The organism is Streptomyces sp. NPDC045998, assembly GCF_056430285.1.
The window spans coordinates 298,424-311,304 of record NZ_JBWKLJ010000007.1 but is presented as its reverse complement, the minus strand read 5'-3'; the positions used below and the strand labels follow the sequence as shown (position 1 = coordinate 311,304).

The 12,881-nt window shown below is 73.1% G+C and carries 8 protein-coding genes and 2 pseudogenes; 7 read left to right on the top strand and 3 right to left on the bottom strand.

Annotated features, from left to right (window positions below):
- Nucleotides 1–282: 282 nt before the first annotated feature.
- The 7 genes and pseudogenes from AC07FJ_RS22425 to AC07FJ_RS22395 all read left to right on the top strand — a co-directional run bounded on the left by AC07FJ_RS22425 (nt 283) and on the right by AC07FJ_RS22395 (nt 8,269).
- The gene (locus AC07FJ_RS22425) at nt 283–393 is read left to right on the top strand and encodes a keywimysin-related RiPP (RefSeq protein WP_355361249.1); all 111 of its coding nucleotides are present in this window, start codon (nt 283–285) and stop codon (nt 391–393) included.
- Nucleotides 394–421: 28 nt separating this feature from the next.
- Nucleotides 422–2,290 (top strand): annotated as a pseudogene (locus AC07FJ_RS22420) (asparagine synthase-related protein); the annotation flags it as partial.
- Nucleotides 2,291–2,313: 23 nt separating this feature from the next.
- Nucleotides 2,314–2,568, top strand: coding sequence for a lasso peptide biosynthesis PqqD family chaperone (locus AC07FJ_RS22415; RefSeq protein WP_361429019.1), 255 nt, complete (start codon nt 2,314–2,316; stop codon nt 2,566–2,568).
- Nucleotides 2,565–2,981 (top strand): annotated as a pseudogene (locus tag AC07FJ_RS22410) (lasso peptide biosynthesis B2 protein); the annotation flags it as partial. The gene AC07FJ_RS22415 and the pseudogene AC07FJ_RS22410, both read left to right, overlap by 4 nt.
- Before the next feature lie 191 nt (nt 2,982–3,172).
- Nucleotides 3,173–5,005, top strand: coding sequence for an ABC transporter ATP-binding protein (locus tag AC07FJ_RS22405; protein ID WP_479051108.1), 1,833 nt, complete (start codon nt 3,173–3,175; stop codon nt 5,003–5,005).
- Nucleotides 5,006–5,031: 26 nt separating this feature from the next.
- Nucleotides 5,032–5,691 (top strand): TetR/AcrR family transcriptional regulator, encoded by a 660-nt coding sequence (locus AC07FJ_RS22400; RefSeq protein WP_479051107.1) that lies wholly within the window; start codon nt 5,032–5,034, stop codon nt 5,689–5,691.
- A 442-nt stretch (nt 5,692–6,133) separates the two neighbouring features.
- Entirely contained in the window at nt 6,134–8,269 is a 2,136-nt protein-coding gene (locus AC07FJ_RS22395; protein WP_479051106.1) for a transglycosylase domain-containing protein, read from the top strand.
- A gap of 123 nt (nt 8,270–8,392) precedes the next feature.
- Here the strand turns inward: AC07FJ_RS22395 and AC07FJ_RS22390 are convergent, their stop codons facing one another.
- From AC07FJ_RS22390 to AC07FJ_RS22380, 3 genes are all read right to left on the bottom strand, one after another.
- On the bottom strand, nt 8,393–9,712 hold the full coding sequence (locus AC07FJ_RS22390) for a polysaccharide deacetylase family protein (RefSeq protein ID WP_479051105.1): 1,320 nt from the start codon (nt 9,710–9,712) through the stop codon (nt 8,393–8,395).
- A gap of 155 nt (nt 9,713–9,867) precedes the next feature.
- Nucleotides 9,868–10,737 (bottom strand): pentapeptide repeat-containing protein, encoded by an 870-nt coding sequence (locus AC07FJ_RS22385; RefSeq protein ID WP_479051104.1) that lies wholly within the window; start codon nt 10,735–10,737, stop codon nt 9,868–9,870.
- Nucleotides 10,738–10,802: 65 nt separating this feature from the next.
- Nucleotides 10,803–12,581: a PucR family transcriptional regulator ligand-binding domain-containing protein gene (locus tag AC07FJ_RS22380; protein WP_479051103.1), complete on the bottom strand. Its 1,779-nt coding sequence runs from the start codon at nt 12,579–12,581 to the stop codon at nt 10,803–10,805.
- Between the last annotated feature and the right edge of the window lie 300 nt (nt 12,582–12,881).

Here is a 12,881-nt window from a genome sequence, read left to right as displayed (position 1 = left end):
GGGGTGTGCGCCCCCGGGCGGCCGGAGTGCCGTATTCCGGGAAAACGCAGGTGGCGAAGTGTTGCCACGATGAGCCGGTTCTGGCGCGAAATCAAGCCTCCGTGCCTGCAAGGGACTTACCCGCCCTTCCCCGTCTGCTTTCAGCCCCCAACCATCGGATTAGTACGACAATCTGAGAAGCAGATGGGCCCTTGCGGTACGGCGTTGACCTGGGGCTTGCTTCTGTTACCGGGCCACCCGCCATTGCCGGGCGGGTGGACGACCGAACAGAAGGAGACAACCGTGAAGAAGGCATACGAAGCGCCGATGCTCGTCCGCCTGGGTTCCTTCCGTAAGAAGACCGGACTCCTCCAGAGCTCCGGGAACGACCGTCTGATCCTGAGCAAGAACTGACGGCGGACGGCGCGAGCGAATCGACGCCATGATTGACACGCACGAGAGTGCGGGACCGGGCCCCGGCGACGCGGATTTCGTGGTCCTTCCGGACCACGCGGCCGCGCCCGCCGTGGCCCGGCTCTTCTCCCGCACGGACGCCGCCGGCGCCGCCTCCGACGCCGGCTCCGCGACGCGGCGCACGCTGAGCCACCCCTCCGGACGGCCCTGGCTCGTCGGCCGCTGGCACGACGACGAGATCGTGGCCGCCCGCGCCGGGACCACGCTCCTCGCCGTCATCGGCTGCTGCCCGCTCGACGAGGCCGAACTGCACCGGCACGCCGCCCGTCTGAGGGACCTCGCCCAACTGGACGCCCTCGCCCGCACACTGCCCGGCAGCTTCCACCTGCTGGCCGTCCTCGACGGCCGGCTCCGCGTGCAGGGCACCGCCTCCGGGCTGCGGCTGGTCTTCCACGCCGCGATCGGCGGCGTACGGGTGGCCGCACCGCGCGCCGACGCCCTCGCCGCCGCGCTCGGCCGCGACCCCGACCCCGAGCAGCTCGCCGTCCGGCTGCTGTGGCCCGTGCCGCACCCGCTGGCCGAGGCGCCGATGTGGCGCGGCGTCACCGCCGTACCGCCCGAGGACGCGCTCGTCGTCGCGCCGGACGGACGCGGCGCACGGCACGCGCGCTGGTGGACCCCGCCGGAGCCGACGCGGACCCTCGCCCACGGCGCGCCGCTCGTCCGCGAGGCGCTCACCGAGGCCGTCGACGCGCGCACCCGCGCCGGGGGCACGGTCAGTTGCGACCTGTCGGGCGGTCTGGACTCCACCACCATCTGCTTCCTCGCCGACGCCTCACCCGCCCACGTGGTGGCCAGCACCTGGCCCGGACGCGACCCCGCCGACACCGACCTGCACTGGGCCCGGCAGGCCGCCCGCTTCCTGCCCGACGTGGAGCACGTCGTGTGGGACGCCGACGCCTCCCCGCTCGTCTACACAGACCTCCTCGCCATCGACGACCTGTTGGACGAACCCACCATCGGCGTCATGGACCGCTCCCGGGTCCTGCACCACCTGCCCGCCATGGCCGAGCGGGGCAGCCGCCTCCACCTGACCGGCATCGGGGGCGACCACGTGGCCTGGTGCTCGGAGGCGTACTACCACCGCCTCGCCCGTACCCGACCCCTTTTCGCCGCACGGCAGTTGCGCGGCTTCCGCGCCCTGTGGCAGTGGCCGCTCGGCACCACGCTCCGCGCCCTGGCCGACTCCCGCCCGTACGGCACGTGGCTCGCGGACGCGGCCGGCCGGCTGCGCGACCCGGGGCCCGCCACCGTCACCACCAGCCTCGGCTGGGGCATGCCCCCACGCCTCTTCGACTGGGTGACCCCCGACGCCGAGGCGGCCGCGCGGCGCGCCCTGCGCGAGGCCGCCGCCACCGCCCGGCCGCTCCACCGGGACCGCGGCCTGCACGCCGACCTCGACCAGATCCGCGCCGGCAGCCGCATCATCCGGCAGTGGGACCGGATGGCCGCCCGCGCCGGCGTACCGATGGCCTCGCCGTTCCTCGACGACCGCGTCATCGAGGCCTGCCTCGCCGTCCGGCCCGACGAACGCGTCACGCCCTGGGCGTACAAGCCCCTCCTCACCGCCGCCATGAGCGGGATCGTGCCCGAGGCCTGCCTGCGGCGCACCAACAAGGCCGCCGCCTCCATGGACGCCGCCGACGGGCTGCGCGCACACCGCGCCGACCTGGTCGCGCTCTGGGAGGACTCACGGCTCGCCCGCCTCGGCCTGGTGGACGGCACCGCGCTGCGCCGCCTCGCCGAGCGGCCCTCCACGCCCGGGCTGCGCGACGCCATCCTCTACTCGACGATCGCCTGCGAGGTCTGGCTGCGCGGCCTCACCCCCGCCACGACCCCCCCGACCGAAGGGAACCAGCCATGGCACTGCGCTTCGGCGCCGACGTCTCCACCGCCGACACCGACTACGGCACGGTCCTCCTCGACGAACGCAGCGGACAGTACTGGGAGTTGAACCCCGCCGGCACCGTCGTCGTCCGCACCCTGATGGCGGGCGGCGACGAAGCCGCCGCGGCGGACGCGCTCGTCACCGCGTACGACATCGAGCGGGCGCGGGCCGAGCAGGACGTCGCGGCCCTCGTGGCCGAGCTGCGCTCCTCGGGGCTGGTCTCATGACCACACCGAGCGCGCTGGAGCGGCCCACCGGAGTGCCGTTCGCCCGGCGGCTGGCCGCGCGGCTCGTGCTGCTGCCCGCGTTCGCACTCGCGCTGCTGCCGCCGCGCCGGATGCGCGCCGTGCTCGGCGTCGTACGCCGCGGGGCCCGGCCCGCCACCGCCGCGCAGGCCGCGGCCGCCCGCGACGCCCTGTGCGCGGTGAGCCTGCGCTGCGCCGGTCCGCGCGGCTGCCTGCCGCGCTCGCTGGGCGCGGCGCTGCTGTGCCGGCTGGGCGGGAGCTGGCCCACGTGGTGCACGGGCGTACGGGTCGTGCCGCCCTTCACCGCGCACGCGTGGATCGAGGCGGAGGGGCGGCCGGTGGGCGAGGGCGTGCCGGACGACTACTTCCGGCGGCTGATCGCGGTGGGTCCGGTCCACGGGGCGGATGCGGCGGGCGCGAAGCCCACGGCGGACGAAGCGCCCACGGCGGATGCGGCGGGCGCGAAGCCCACGGCGGACGAAGCGCCCACGGCGGATGCGGCGGGCGCGAAGCCCACGGCGGACGCGGCGGGCGTGGAGCTTACGGCGGACGAAGCGGACCGGGCGGCGAGCGGGCCGTCGACCCCATGACCGGCACTCAGGCGGCCGGCGACCGCGCGGGCGCGGAGGGGGACCGCTCCACCCGGGCCGCGGTCGCCACGCTGTACCGGCTCACCGCGGGGCACCGGTCCTCCGTCGCCGCCGCCACCGTCCTCACCCTGGTCGGCTCCGCGCTCGGCCTGGCGCAGCCGCTGGTGGCCCGGCTCGTCGTGGACGGGAGCGGACGCGCCGGGGACGGCGCCGCGTTCTGGACGCCGCTGGCGCTGCTCGGCGCGCTGTTCGTCGCCGAGGCGGCCACCGGCGCGGTGGGCCGCTTCGTGCTGGAGCGCATGGGCGAGGGCGTCGTACGGCAACTCCGCCACGGGCTCGTGGCCCGGCTGCTGCGGCTGGAGATGCGGGAGTACGACCGCCACCGCGGCGGCGACCTCATCGCCCGGGTCACCTCCGACACCACGCTGCTGCGGGAGGTGGTGTCGCAGGCGCTCGTCGACCTCGTGACGGGTGCGCTGGTCGCGGCCGGGGCGATCGCGCTCATGGCGTGGCTCGACCCCGTCCTGCTGCTCCTCGTCGCCCTGACGGTGGCCGGCGCCGCCGCCGTCGTGGCCTCGCTGCTCCAGGGCATCCGTGCCGCGTCGACGCGCATGCAGAACGCCGTGGGCGCTCTCGCGGCGGACCTGGAGCGCGCGCTCGGCGCGCTGCCGATGGTGCGGGTGCACCGGGCGGAGGAGCGCGAGGCGCGGCGCATCGGGGAGCGCGTGGACGCGGCGTACGACGCGGGCGTACGGACGGCGAAGCTGGCGTCCGTGATGAGCCCGGCCGTCGAACTCGCCGTCCAGGGCTCGTTCCTCATCGTCCTCGTCATCGGCGGCCTGCGGGTGAACGGCAGTTCCGGTTCCCTCGGCGACCTCGTCGCCTTCCTGCTGTACGCGTCGTACCTGGTGCTGCCGCTGTCGTCCGTCTTCCGCGCGGTCGGGCTGATCCAGCGGGGCATGGGCGCCCACCAGCGCATCGCCGAGGCGCTGGCGCTGGAGGCGGAGCCGGACGAGCCCTCCACCGCGAAGTGCCGGGTGACACCTCGTACCCCGCCTCCCGCCGAGGCGGCGCCGCCACCCGTACTCGCCCTGCGCGACGTCCGGTTCGGCTACGACCCGGCGCGCCCGGTGCTGCGCGGCGTCACCCTGACCGTCCCGCCCCGCCGGCAGGTGGCCCTGGTGGGCCGCTCCGGCGCGGGCAAGTCCACCGTCTTCGCGCTCGCGGCACGGTTCTACGAACCGGACTCCGGGACCCTGCTGTTCGACGGGCGGCCCGCCGCCGAGCTGACCCGCGCGCAGTGCCGGGCGCGTATCGCGGTGGTCGACCAGAACACCCACGTCGTCCACGGCACGCTGCGCGACAACATCGCCTACGCGGTGCCCGGCGCCACCGACGAGGAGGTGCGGCGGGTGGTCGGACTCGCCCAGCTGGAGGGTGTCGTGCGGCGCCTTCCCGGCGGGCTTTCCGGCCGGCTCGGGGAGCGCGGCTCGACCCTCTCGGGCGGCGAGCGGCAGCGCGTCGCCCTGGCCCGCGCCCTGCTCGCCCGGCCGTCCCTGCTGCTGCTGGACGAGCCGACGTCCCACCTGGACGCCCTCAACGAGGCGGCGCTCACCGCCGTCATGCGGGACGCGGCCCGGGAGTGCGCGGTGCTGGTGATCGCGCACCGGCTCTCCACGGTCCAGCACGCGGACCGGATCGTGGTGCTGGACGAGGGCCGTGCCGTCGCCTGCGGCGACCATGACGAGCTGCTGGAGACCAGCCCTCTGTACCGTGCGCTGGCCGCCGGCCAGATGCTGCGGCGTACCACACCTTACGACGGGAGTTAATTTACGACCGATGTAAGATGGGTCCTATGACCCAGCAGACGAGCAGCGCGACGGACACCGCGGCCCCCGGCCTGCGGGAGACCAAGAAGCGCGAGACGCGGCAGTTGATCTCCGACCGGGCGACCCGGCTCTTCCTGGAACGCGGCTTCGAGGCCACGACCATCGCCGACATCGCCGACGCCGCGCGCGTCGCGAAGAAGACGGTGACGAACTACTTCCCGCGCAAAGAGGACCTGGCCTTCGACCACCAGGAGGAGTTCGCCGCCGGTCTGGCCCGTACCGTCGCCGAGCGGGCGCCGGGGGAGACCGCCCTCGCGGCGCTCCGCCGCTCCTTCCTGGCCGCCGTCGCCGCCCAGGACCCCGTCGCCGGATTCGCCGGGCCGGAGTTCACCGGCATGATCGCGGACAGCCCCACGCTGACCGCCTGCCTCCGCGGCCTGCACGACCAGCGCGAGGACGCCCTCGCCGCCGCCCTCGCCGAGGCGACCGGCGCTCCGGCCGACGACATCACGGCACGTACGGCCGCGGCCCTGCTGGGCGCGGTGCACCGCGTCCTGTTCCAGCGCATCCAGGAGCTCACGCTCGCCGGCCACGCCAACCCGGAGATCGCGGCGACCTTGGAAAAGGAGGCCGCCCGGGCGTTCGACCTGCTGGAACCCGCCCTCGCGGACTACGCCCGGAAGTGAGCACGGGCGCGTCCACCTGCTGAAACCGCCCCCCGCAGTCGGTGAAACTTCATCTTTCATAGGGTGAATACCGTAAAGAAGGCGTGAGCAGACTCGGGGGGAATGATGTCGATGACGGTGGTCGGCCGTGACGTGGGGCGTGGGGCCGCGGTGATGTGCCATGGGTAAGAGGGGGAAGCCCGCGCCGCGCCGGAGGACCGGACGCCTCGGTTCCGCACGCCCGGAGCACGTCGGCCAGACCGGGCCGGAGCACTCAGCGGATTCGCAGCACCCGGAGCACTCGGGATACCCGGAGCAGCCGGAACACTCGGGATACCGGGAGCGCTCCGAGCACCCGGAGCACCCGGGATACCCGGACCGCTCCGAGCACCAGGGATACCCGGAACCCCCGGGCACCTCTGAGCGCTCCGAGTCCGCCGGACCGGCGGACGTGGAGTCCACCATGGCCCTGCGGACCCTCTCCGCCGGAGTCCCCGCCGCCACGGGCCGCGGGGGAGCCGCCGGTGAGCCGCGCGCGTCAGCCGGCTCCCGCCGGGCCGCCCGGCAGCCCCGACGGAAGCTGCCCTCCTGGGTGCCCGTGGACCGGCTGGCGGTGCTGCTCCCGCTGGCGCGGCGCATGCGACCGCACTACCCCCGCCCCGGCCGCCAGGGCTTCCGCCGGTGGATCCCCTCGTGGCGGCAGCTCATGGGCTCCCTGCTCATCGCCGTGGGGCTCGTCACGACCGGTCTGGCCCTCGTGTACTGGCGTACGGAGATACCCGAGGACCTGAACTCCTTCGCCACGCAGCAGGACAACGTCTACTACTGGGACGACGGCACCGTGATGGCCCGTACCGGCTGGGTGCGGCGCCAGGAGATGCCCCTGGAGGAGGTGCCCGAGGACGTCCGGTGGGCCGTGCTGGCGGCGGAGAACGCCAGCTTCTACGAGGACCCGGGCATCTCGCCCTCCGGCATCATGCGCGCGGTCACCCGGATGCTGGGCGGCGGCGAGACGCAGGGTGGCTCCACCATCACGCAGCAGTACGTCAAGAACGCCTACCTCAACCAGGACCAGACGTTCTCGCGGAAGTTCACCGAGATGATGCTCGCGCTCAAGGTGGACAACAAGTTCAGCAAGGACGAGATCCTGGAGGGCTACCTCAACACCAGCTGGTTCGGGCGCGGCACCTACGGCATCCAGCGCGCCTCGCAGGCGTACTACGGCAAGGAGGTGTCCGAGCTCAACGCGAGCGAGGGCGCCTTCCTGGCGTCCCTCCTGAAGGGCGCCGGGCTGTACGACCCCGCCCTCGGCGGCGGGAACCGCGAGCGGGCCGTGGAGCGCTGGGAGTGGACGCTGGACCGCATGGTCGAGATCGGCAAGCTCTCGCCGGCCGAGCGGGCGAAGTACACCAAGTTCCCCGAGCCCACCGAGGTGACCGGCGGCCGGACCGACCTCAGCGGCCAGCAGGGCTACCTCGTCGAACTCGCCAAGTCGTACGTCACCCGCAGCGGGAAGGTCTCCGACGCGGAGTTCGACCTCGGCGGCTACCAGGTCTACACGACCTTCAACAAGACCCGGACCGAGGCCCTCGACAAGGCCGTCCACACGGCCCGGGCCAAGCTCGACCCGAAGAAGCGGGAAGAGGACACCTTCGTCCGCACGGGCGCGGCCACCGTCGGCGCGGACGGGAAGATCCTGGCCCTGTACGGCGGTCCCGGCTTCCTCAAGCAGGGGTTCAACGAGTCCAACGCGGTGACCGTCCCGGCCGGATCGGCCTTCACCCCGTTCGTCTACGCGGCGGCGCTCAGCGAGGGCGTCATGCGCGAGCGCCAAGGCCCCCGCGTGCCCGTCACCCCCTCCACCCCGTACGACGGCCGCCACAACGCCTCCCTGATGACGCCCGAGGGCCCCTACTGGGACCGCGACGGCAAGGTGGTGAAGGGCCAGAACGACGGCGGCAAGTCCTGGGGCGAGGCCATCACCCTGCGCGAGGCGATGGTGAACTCCGTCAACATGCCCTTCCTCCAGCTCGGCATGGACGTGGGCCTGGACCGGGTGCGCCGCCACGCCGTGAACGCCGGGCTGCTGCCGTCCAGCATGGGCCCCCAGAAACCGGCGTTCTCGCTCGGCACCTCCACGCCCAGCGCCATCCGCATGGCGACGGCGTACGGGACGTTCGCCGCGAAGGGCAAGCACACCGAGCCGTACTCGGTCCTCAGCGTCACCCGCAACGGCCAGAAGGTCCCGCTGCCCGCCGTGCGCTCCACGCAGGCCCTCTCCGCCGATGTGGCGCGGAAGGTGACCGAGGCCCTGGAGGGCGTGATGGAGGAGGGCACCGGCGCGACGGCGCGGGTGCCCGGGGTGCGCGCGGCCGGCAAGACGGGCACGACGCAGGACAACAAGGCGGCGTGGTTCGTGGGGTACACCGAGCAGGAGGCCACGGCCGTGGTGCTGTACCGGATGGACCTGCGCAAGCTGGACCTCATGCCGCTGGACCGGGTGGCCGGCGCCGACGCCGGTACGCTCGGCAGCCGCCTTCCGGCGGACATCTGGCGGGATTACACGGAGGGCAGGACGAAGGGGGCGGCACGCCCCTGAGGGCCGCGGCCGGCGGGGGAGGCACACCCGGTGAACGATGATGGCGGTACGCCCGTGAGGGCCGTACCGCCACCGTGTCCGCCTCGCTGTCACCCGACCACTCCGGTCAGGTGACCACTCCGGCTACTTGACCACCGTCTTCCAGTCGGGCACCTGGCCCGGGTCCAGCCCGCGCAGCTGCTCCAGGACGGCGGGGTCCTGGACGTCCAGCCAGTCGCTCAGCTCGCGGAAGGACACGCACTCCACGTCCTTCCGCGGGCAGACGTCCCGCATCATCTCCTCCACGGCCTGCATATAGATGCCGCCGTTCCACTGCTCGAAGTGGTTGCCGATGAACAGCGGGGCACGGCTGCCGTTGTAGACCCGGTTGAAGCCGTTCATGTACGCGTCCAGCGTCGTCTTCTTCCAGGCCGGGTACATGGCCGGGTCGCCGTCCGTCTTCCCCTTGGACTGGTTGTAGAGGAAGTTGAAGTCCATGGAGAGGACCTGGATCTCCTTGTCCGGGTACGGCAGCAGCTGCAGCGGGAAGTCCCAGATACCTTGCTGCTTGCGCGGCCAGGCCTGGAAGCCGCCGGGCGAGCTGGCGTCATAGCGCCAGTCGTACTGCTTGCTCGCCGTGATGAGGTTCTTCTGGCCCTCCAGGCAGGGTGCCCGGCCTCCGACGAACTCCCGGTCGGGGTCGAACGGCAGCGGCTGGATGTCCGTGAAACCGGTGTTGGTCTTCCACTTCTTCACGAAGTCGTAGGTCTGGTCGATCTCGCTCTTCCACTCCTCGACGCTCCAGTCGCCGCCGCCCTTGGGACCGCAGAAGTGGCCGTTGAAGTGGGAGCCGATCTCGTGGCCGTCCTTCCAGGCGCCGCTCAGCTGGGTGAGCGTCGTCCGGATGTGCTCGTCGGTGGGGTACGGGATGGCGGCGGAGCCCCGTTCGTGCTTCGGGGGGTCGTACAGGTCCGTCTTCGATTTCGGCAGCACGTAGATGCCGGTCAGGAAGAAGGTCATGTGCGCGTCGCTCTCCTTGGCCACCTGGCGGAAGTGGGAGAAGAGGTGGTCCTTGTTCTCCAGCGCGCCGTCCCAGGAGAAGACCACGAACTGCGGCGGCTTCTGGCCCGGCTTCAGCTTCTCGGGCTTCAGCTGGCCCGGCTGCGGCCCGGTGTACGAGGTCGAGCCGTCGCCCAGCACCTCCACCTTGCCGTCCCAGGGCTCGGCGCGCTTGCGGGCGTTGGCCCCGGCGGGCCGCCGCTCACCCTGCGCCTGCGCCGCCTCGCCGTCGTCGCCGGTGCCCTTCGCCGCCGCCGGGGTCTCGGAGCCGCCGGTCACGGTCCTCCCGAGGAACAGCGCGACCGCGACGAGCAACAGCGCGGACACGGTCATCAGGACGGTACGGGCGCGGGAGCTGCGGTTGCCGGCTCGTCTGCGGCCCCGGCTGCGGGCGCTTCGGGTCATCGCTGTGGCTCTCTCGGTGCGAGGAAAAGGCATGCTTCATCCGGCATGACGATCCGAATATAGAACGTCTCATCGGTCCGCTTGGTGTGATGTCGCACATCTGTCCGGTGAGTTGTGCCTCTTGTGCCTGGCCCGGGCCCTCGCCCGCCCCTTGGCTACGCCTCCCAGTGCGCGGGCCGGGCGAGCCCCGCGGGCAGGACCGTCCGGGCGTCGCCCCGCGCCGCGTTGAGCTGCGGCTGGGTGAGGAAGAGCGCCCCGGTGAGGTCGGCGCCGGCGAGCCGCGCGTCGCGGAGGTCCGCGCCGAGCAGGTCCGCCTGGCGCAGGTCGGCGCCCGTGAGGTCGGCCGCGATGAGGTAGGCGCCGCGCAGGCTCGCGCCCCGCAGGTCGGCGCCGGTGAGGCGGGCGCCCATGAGGTCGGCGCCGCGGCGGTTCTTCTTCTTGGACCGCGCGCCCGGGACGCCCGCCCGGACGAGCTCGGCGGCGTGCTGGAGCAGATCGCCGACGACCGCGCGGTGGGCGTTCAGGTCGAGGGCGGCGAGCTCGTCGGGAGAGAGGAGCGTGAGTCGCTCGGTGTCGTCGACGACGCGGCGGATCTCCCCGTGGAGGGCGCGCGCGGGCTTCAGCGCCAGCGCCTCGGTGAGGTACCGGAGCAGCTCGTGCAGCTGCCGTACGACGGGGAAGGCGGCGAACATCGCCTGGGCCGTGTCCGGGTTCCGGCGCCAGTCGCGGCCGCCGAAGGTCACCTGGGAGACCTTCTGGCCGGCGCCGAAGCAGTCGTACACCGTGCAACCGGGGAAGCCCTCGTCGCGCAGGCGGGTGTGGATGCCACAGCGGAAGTCGTCCCGCAGGTTGGCGCACGGGGTGCCGGCGGACTTGCCGACGGCGAAGTCCGCCGACGCGGTGAAGGGCAGGGCGACGCAGCAGAGGCCGAAGCAGTTGGCGCAGTCACCGCGCAGGGCGTCCTGAGGCGAGGCGTCCTGATGCGGGGCGTCCTGGTGATTCAGGGTGACCTTATGTCCGGACATAGTGATTCGTGTACTCGTTATCTGTGAGACTGGTTGATTGAATGTCAGGACATTCTTACGGTCGGTCACGACATGCGCAGCGCCAGGAAGAAGTCCAGCTTGTCCTCGAGCCGCGACAGGTCACGCCCCGTCAACTGCTCGATCCGCCCCACGCGGTACCGCAGCGTGTTCACGTGCAGGTGCAGCCGCGTCGCGCACCGCGTCCACGACCCGTCCGAGTCGAGGAACGCCTCCAGCGTCGGGATCAGCTCGGCCCGGTGCCGCCGGTCGTAGTCCCGCAGCGGGTCCAGCAGCCGCGCCGTGAACGCCCGCCGTACGTCGTCCGGCACGAACGGCAGCAGCAGCACGTGCGACGCCAGCTCGTGGTGCCCGGCCGCGCACACCCGCCCGGGCCGCGCCGCCGCCACCCGCCGTGCGTGCCGCGCCTCCTCCAGCGCGCCGCGCAGCCCCTCGGCCGAGTGCACGGAGGCGCTCACGCCGAGCGTCAGCCGCCCGTCGTCCCCGAGCCCCGCCGACAGCGGCTCCCGTACGGCCGAGAGCAGCGCGTCCGCGTGCAGCCCGGGGCCGCCCGCGTGCACCCCGGCCGCGCCCTCCTCCTCGTCCTCCGGGGAGGCGCCGGAGCCGTCCAGCCCCGGCACCGCGGGCAGCGGCACCAGGGCGATCGCCTCGTCCCCGGTGTGTGCCACCGCGATCCGGTCGGCCGAGTCCGGGCCTGAGGTCGCCGGGTCGACCAGGATCTCCTCCAGCAGCGACTGGGCGACCGGCCCGGACTCGAGGGCCGGAGCGCTCTTCGCCCCGCCCGCGCCGCCCGTGCCCGCGGGCGTGACGGCGGGCGCCGCGCCCTCCTCGCCCCACTCGACGCGCGCCACCACGACCTGCCAGTGCGGCGCGGTCCCGAGACCCGGCAGCAGCACCGGCGCGGCCACCCTGAGGCGCGCCGCGATCTCCGCCGGGGCCGCGCCCGACTGGACCAGTTCCAGGACCTCCTGCGCGAGCCGCCGTCGCACCGTGCGCGCCGCGTCCCGGCGGTCCCGCTCGACGGCGATCAGCTGCGTGACGCCCTGCAGCAGGTCCAGCCGGGCGGCCGGCCAGTCGCTCGCGTCGGCCTCGACGGCCAGCAGCCAATCGGACAGCACGGTCTCGCGCACATCGCGCGCCGCGGGGGCCGCGCCGCGCCCGGTGTTACGGATCGGGAAGAGCGAGTACGTCGTGGGACCGACCTGCGCGCGGTGCGGGCCGCGCCGCCCGGTGCGGGTGGCGGCCAGGTGCTCACCGGCGAGCCGGGCGCCCACCTCGGCGGGCAGCGGTGCCCCGGCGCCCGCGATCCGGCGCCCGGTCGGCGACAGCACCCAGGCGTGCAGGTCCAGGTCGGAGCCGAGGAGGTCCAGGACGACCTCGGGTCCGCCGCCCGCCGGGCCGGACGTCATCAGCCTTCTGTGCCGATCGACGACAGCCGCGAGATCCCCGGCCCGCTCGCCCGACACCTGTCGAACAACATGCTCGGTAATCGTTGCGAATGCAACTGATTCGTTTACTGCGAAGAGGGGAAGGCGGTGGCGCAAACAAGCCTGGACCAAGTCGTCCGGGATGGCGCCCAGTTCCGCCTCGCCGGCCGCCAGGCCCGCGACGCCGGCGGCCGCAAGGATCCGGACGAACGGCTCGGAGTCGTGCTCGTCCCGTCGCCAGGCCAGGCCGGTGAGCACCAGCTCGCCGCCCGACAGGTACCGGCTGGGGTCCCGTAGGTCCGTCGTCATCACGCCGCGCACCGTGCGGTCGAGCTCGTCCTCGCCGCCGAGCAGCCGCAGCCCCAGCGCGTCGGTTTCCAGCAGTGCGCGCAGCCGCATCTCGTCGCCGCCGATCTTTTTCGTGGGTGTCTGGTTGTGGCCGGTGACCCGTGGCCACCGTTTCCGGGGGGAAACGGAGAGGTTACTGGTCCTCGCCTTTCGTTCGAATCTACAAGACGAGGAGGGCGGCCAGCCAACTCCTTCATATGTTCAGCGACTGCACCGGGTGGAGCACCGCTGGGTGTACTTGCTCCACGACGCGTTAACAGCACGTGAACATGAAGACGAGAACGTGGGCCCGGCCGTCCCCCGTGCCCCAGCGAACGACCGATCACGCAGATCACGGCACACGTCGATCAC

Coding starts and splice junctions, on each gene's coding strand:
- AC07FJ_RS22400 (WP_479051107.1), top strand. CDS start 5,032: ATGACCCAGCAGACGAGCAGCGCGACGGACACCGCGGCCCCCGGCCTG.
- AC07FJ_RS22390 (WP_479051105.1), bottom strand. CDS start 9,712: ATGACCCGAAGCGCCCGCAGCCGGGGCCGCAGACGAGCCGGCAACCGC.
- AC07FJ_RS22395 (WP_479051106.1), top strand. CDS start 6,134: ATGGCCCTGCGGACCCTCTCCGCCGGAGTCCCCGCCGCCACGGGCCGC.
- AC07FJ_RS22405 (WP_479051108.1), top strand. CDS start 3,173: ATGACCGGCACTCAGGCGGCCGGCGACCGCGCGGGCGCGGAGGGGGAC.
- AC07FJ_RS22415 (WP_361429019.1), top strand. CDS start 2,314: ATGGCACTGCGCTTCGGCGCCGACGTCTCCACCGCCGACACCGACTAC.
- AC07FJ_RS22380 (WP_479051103.1), bottom strand. CDS start 12,581: ATGCGGCTGCGCGCACTGCTGGAAACCGACGCGCTGGGGCTGCGGCTG.
- AC07FJ_RS22385 (WP_479051104.1), bottom strand. CDS start 10,737: ATGTCCGGACATAAGGTCACCCTGAATCACCAGGACGCCCCGCATCAG.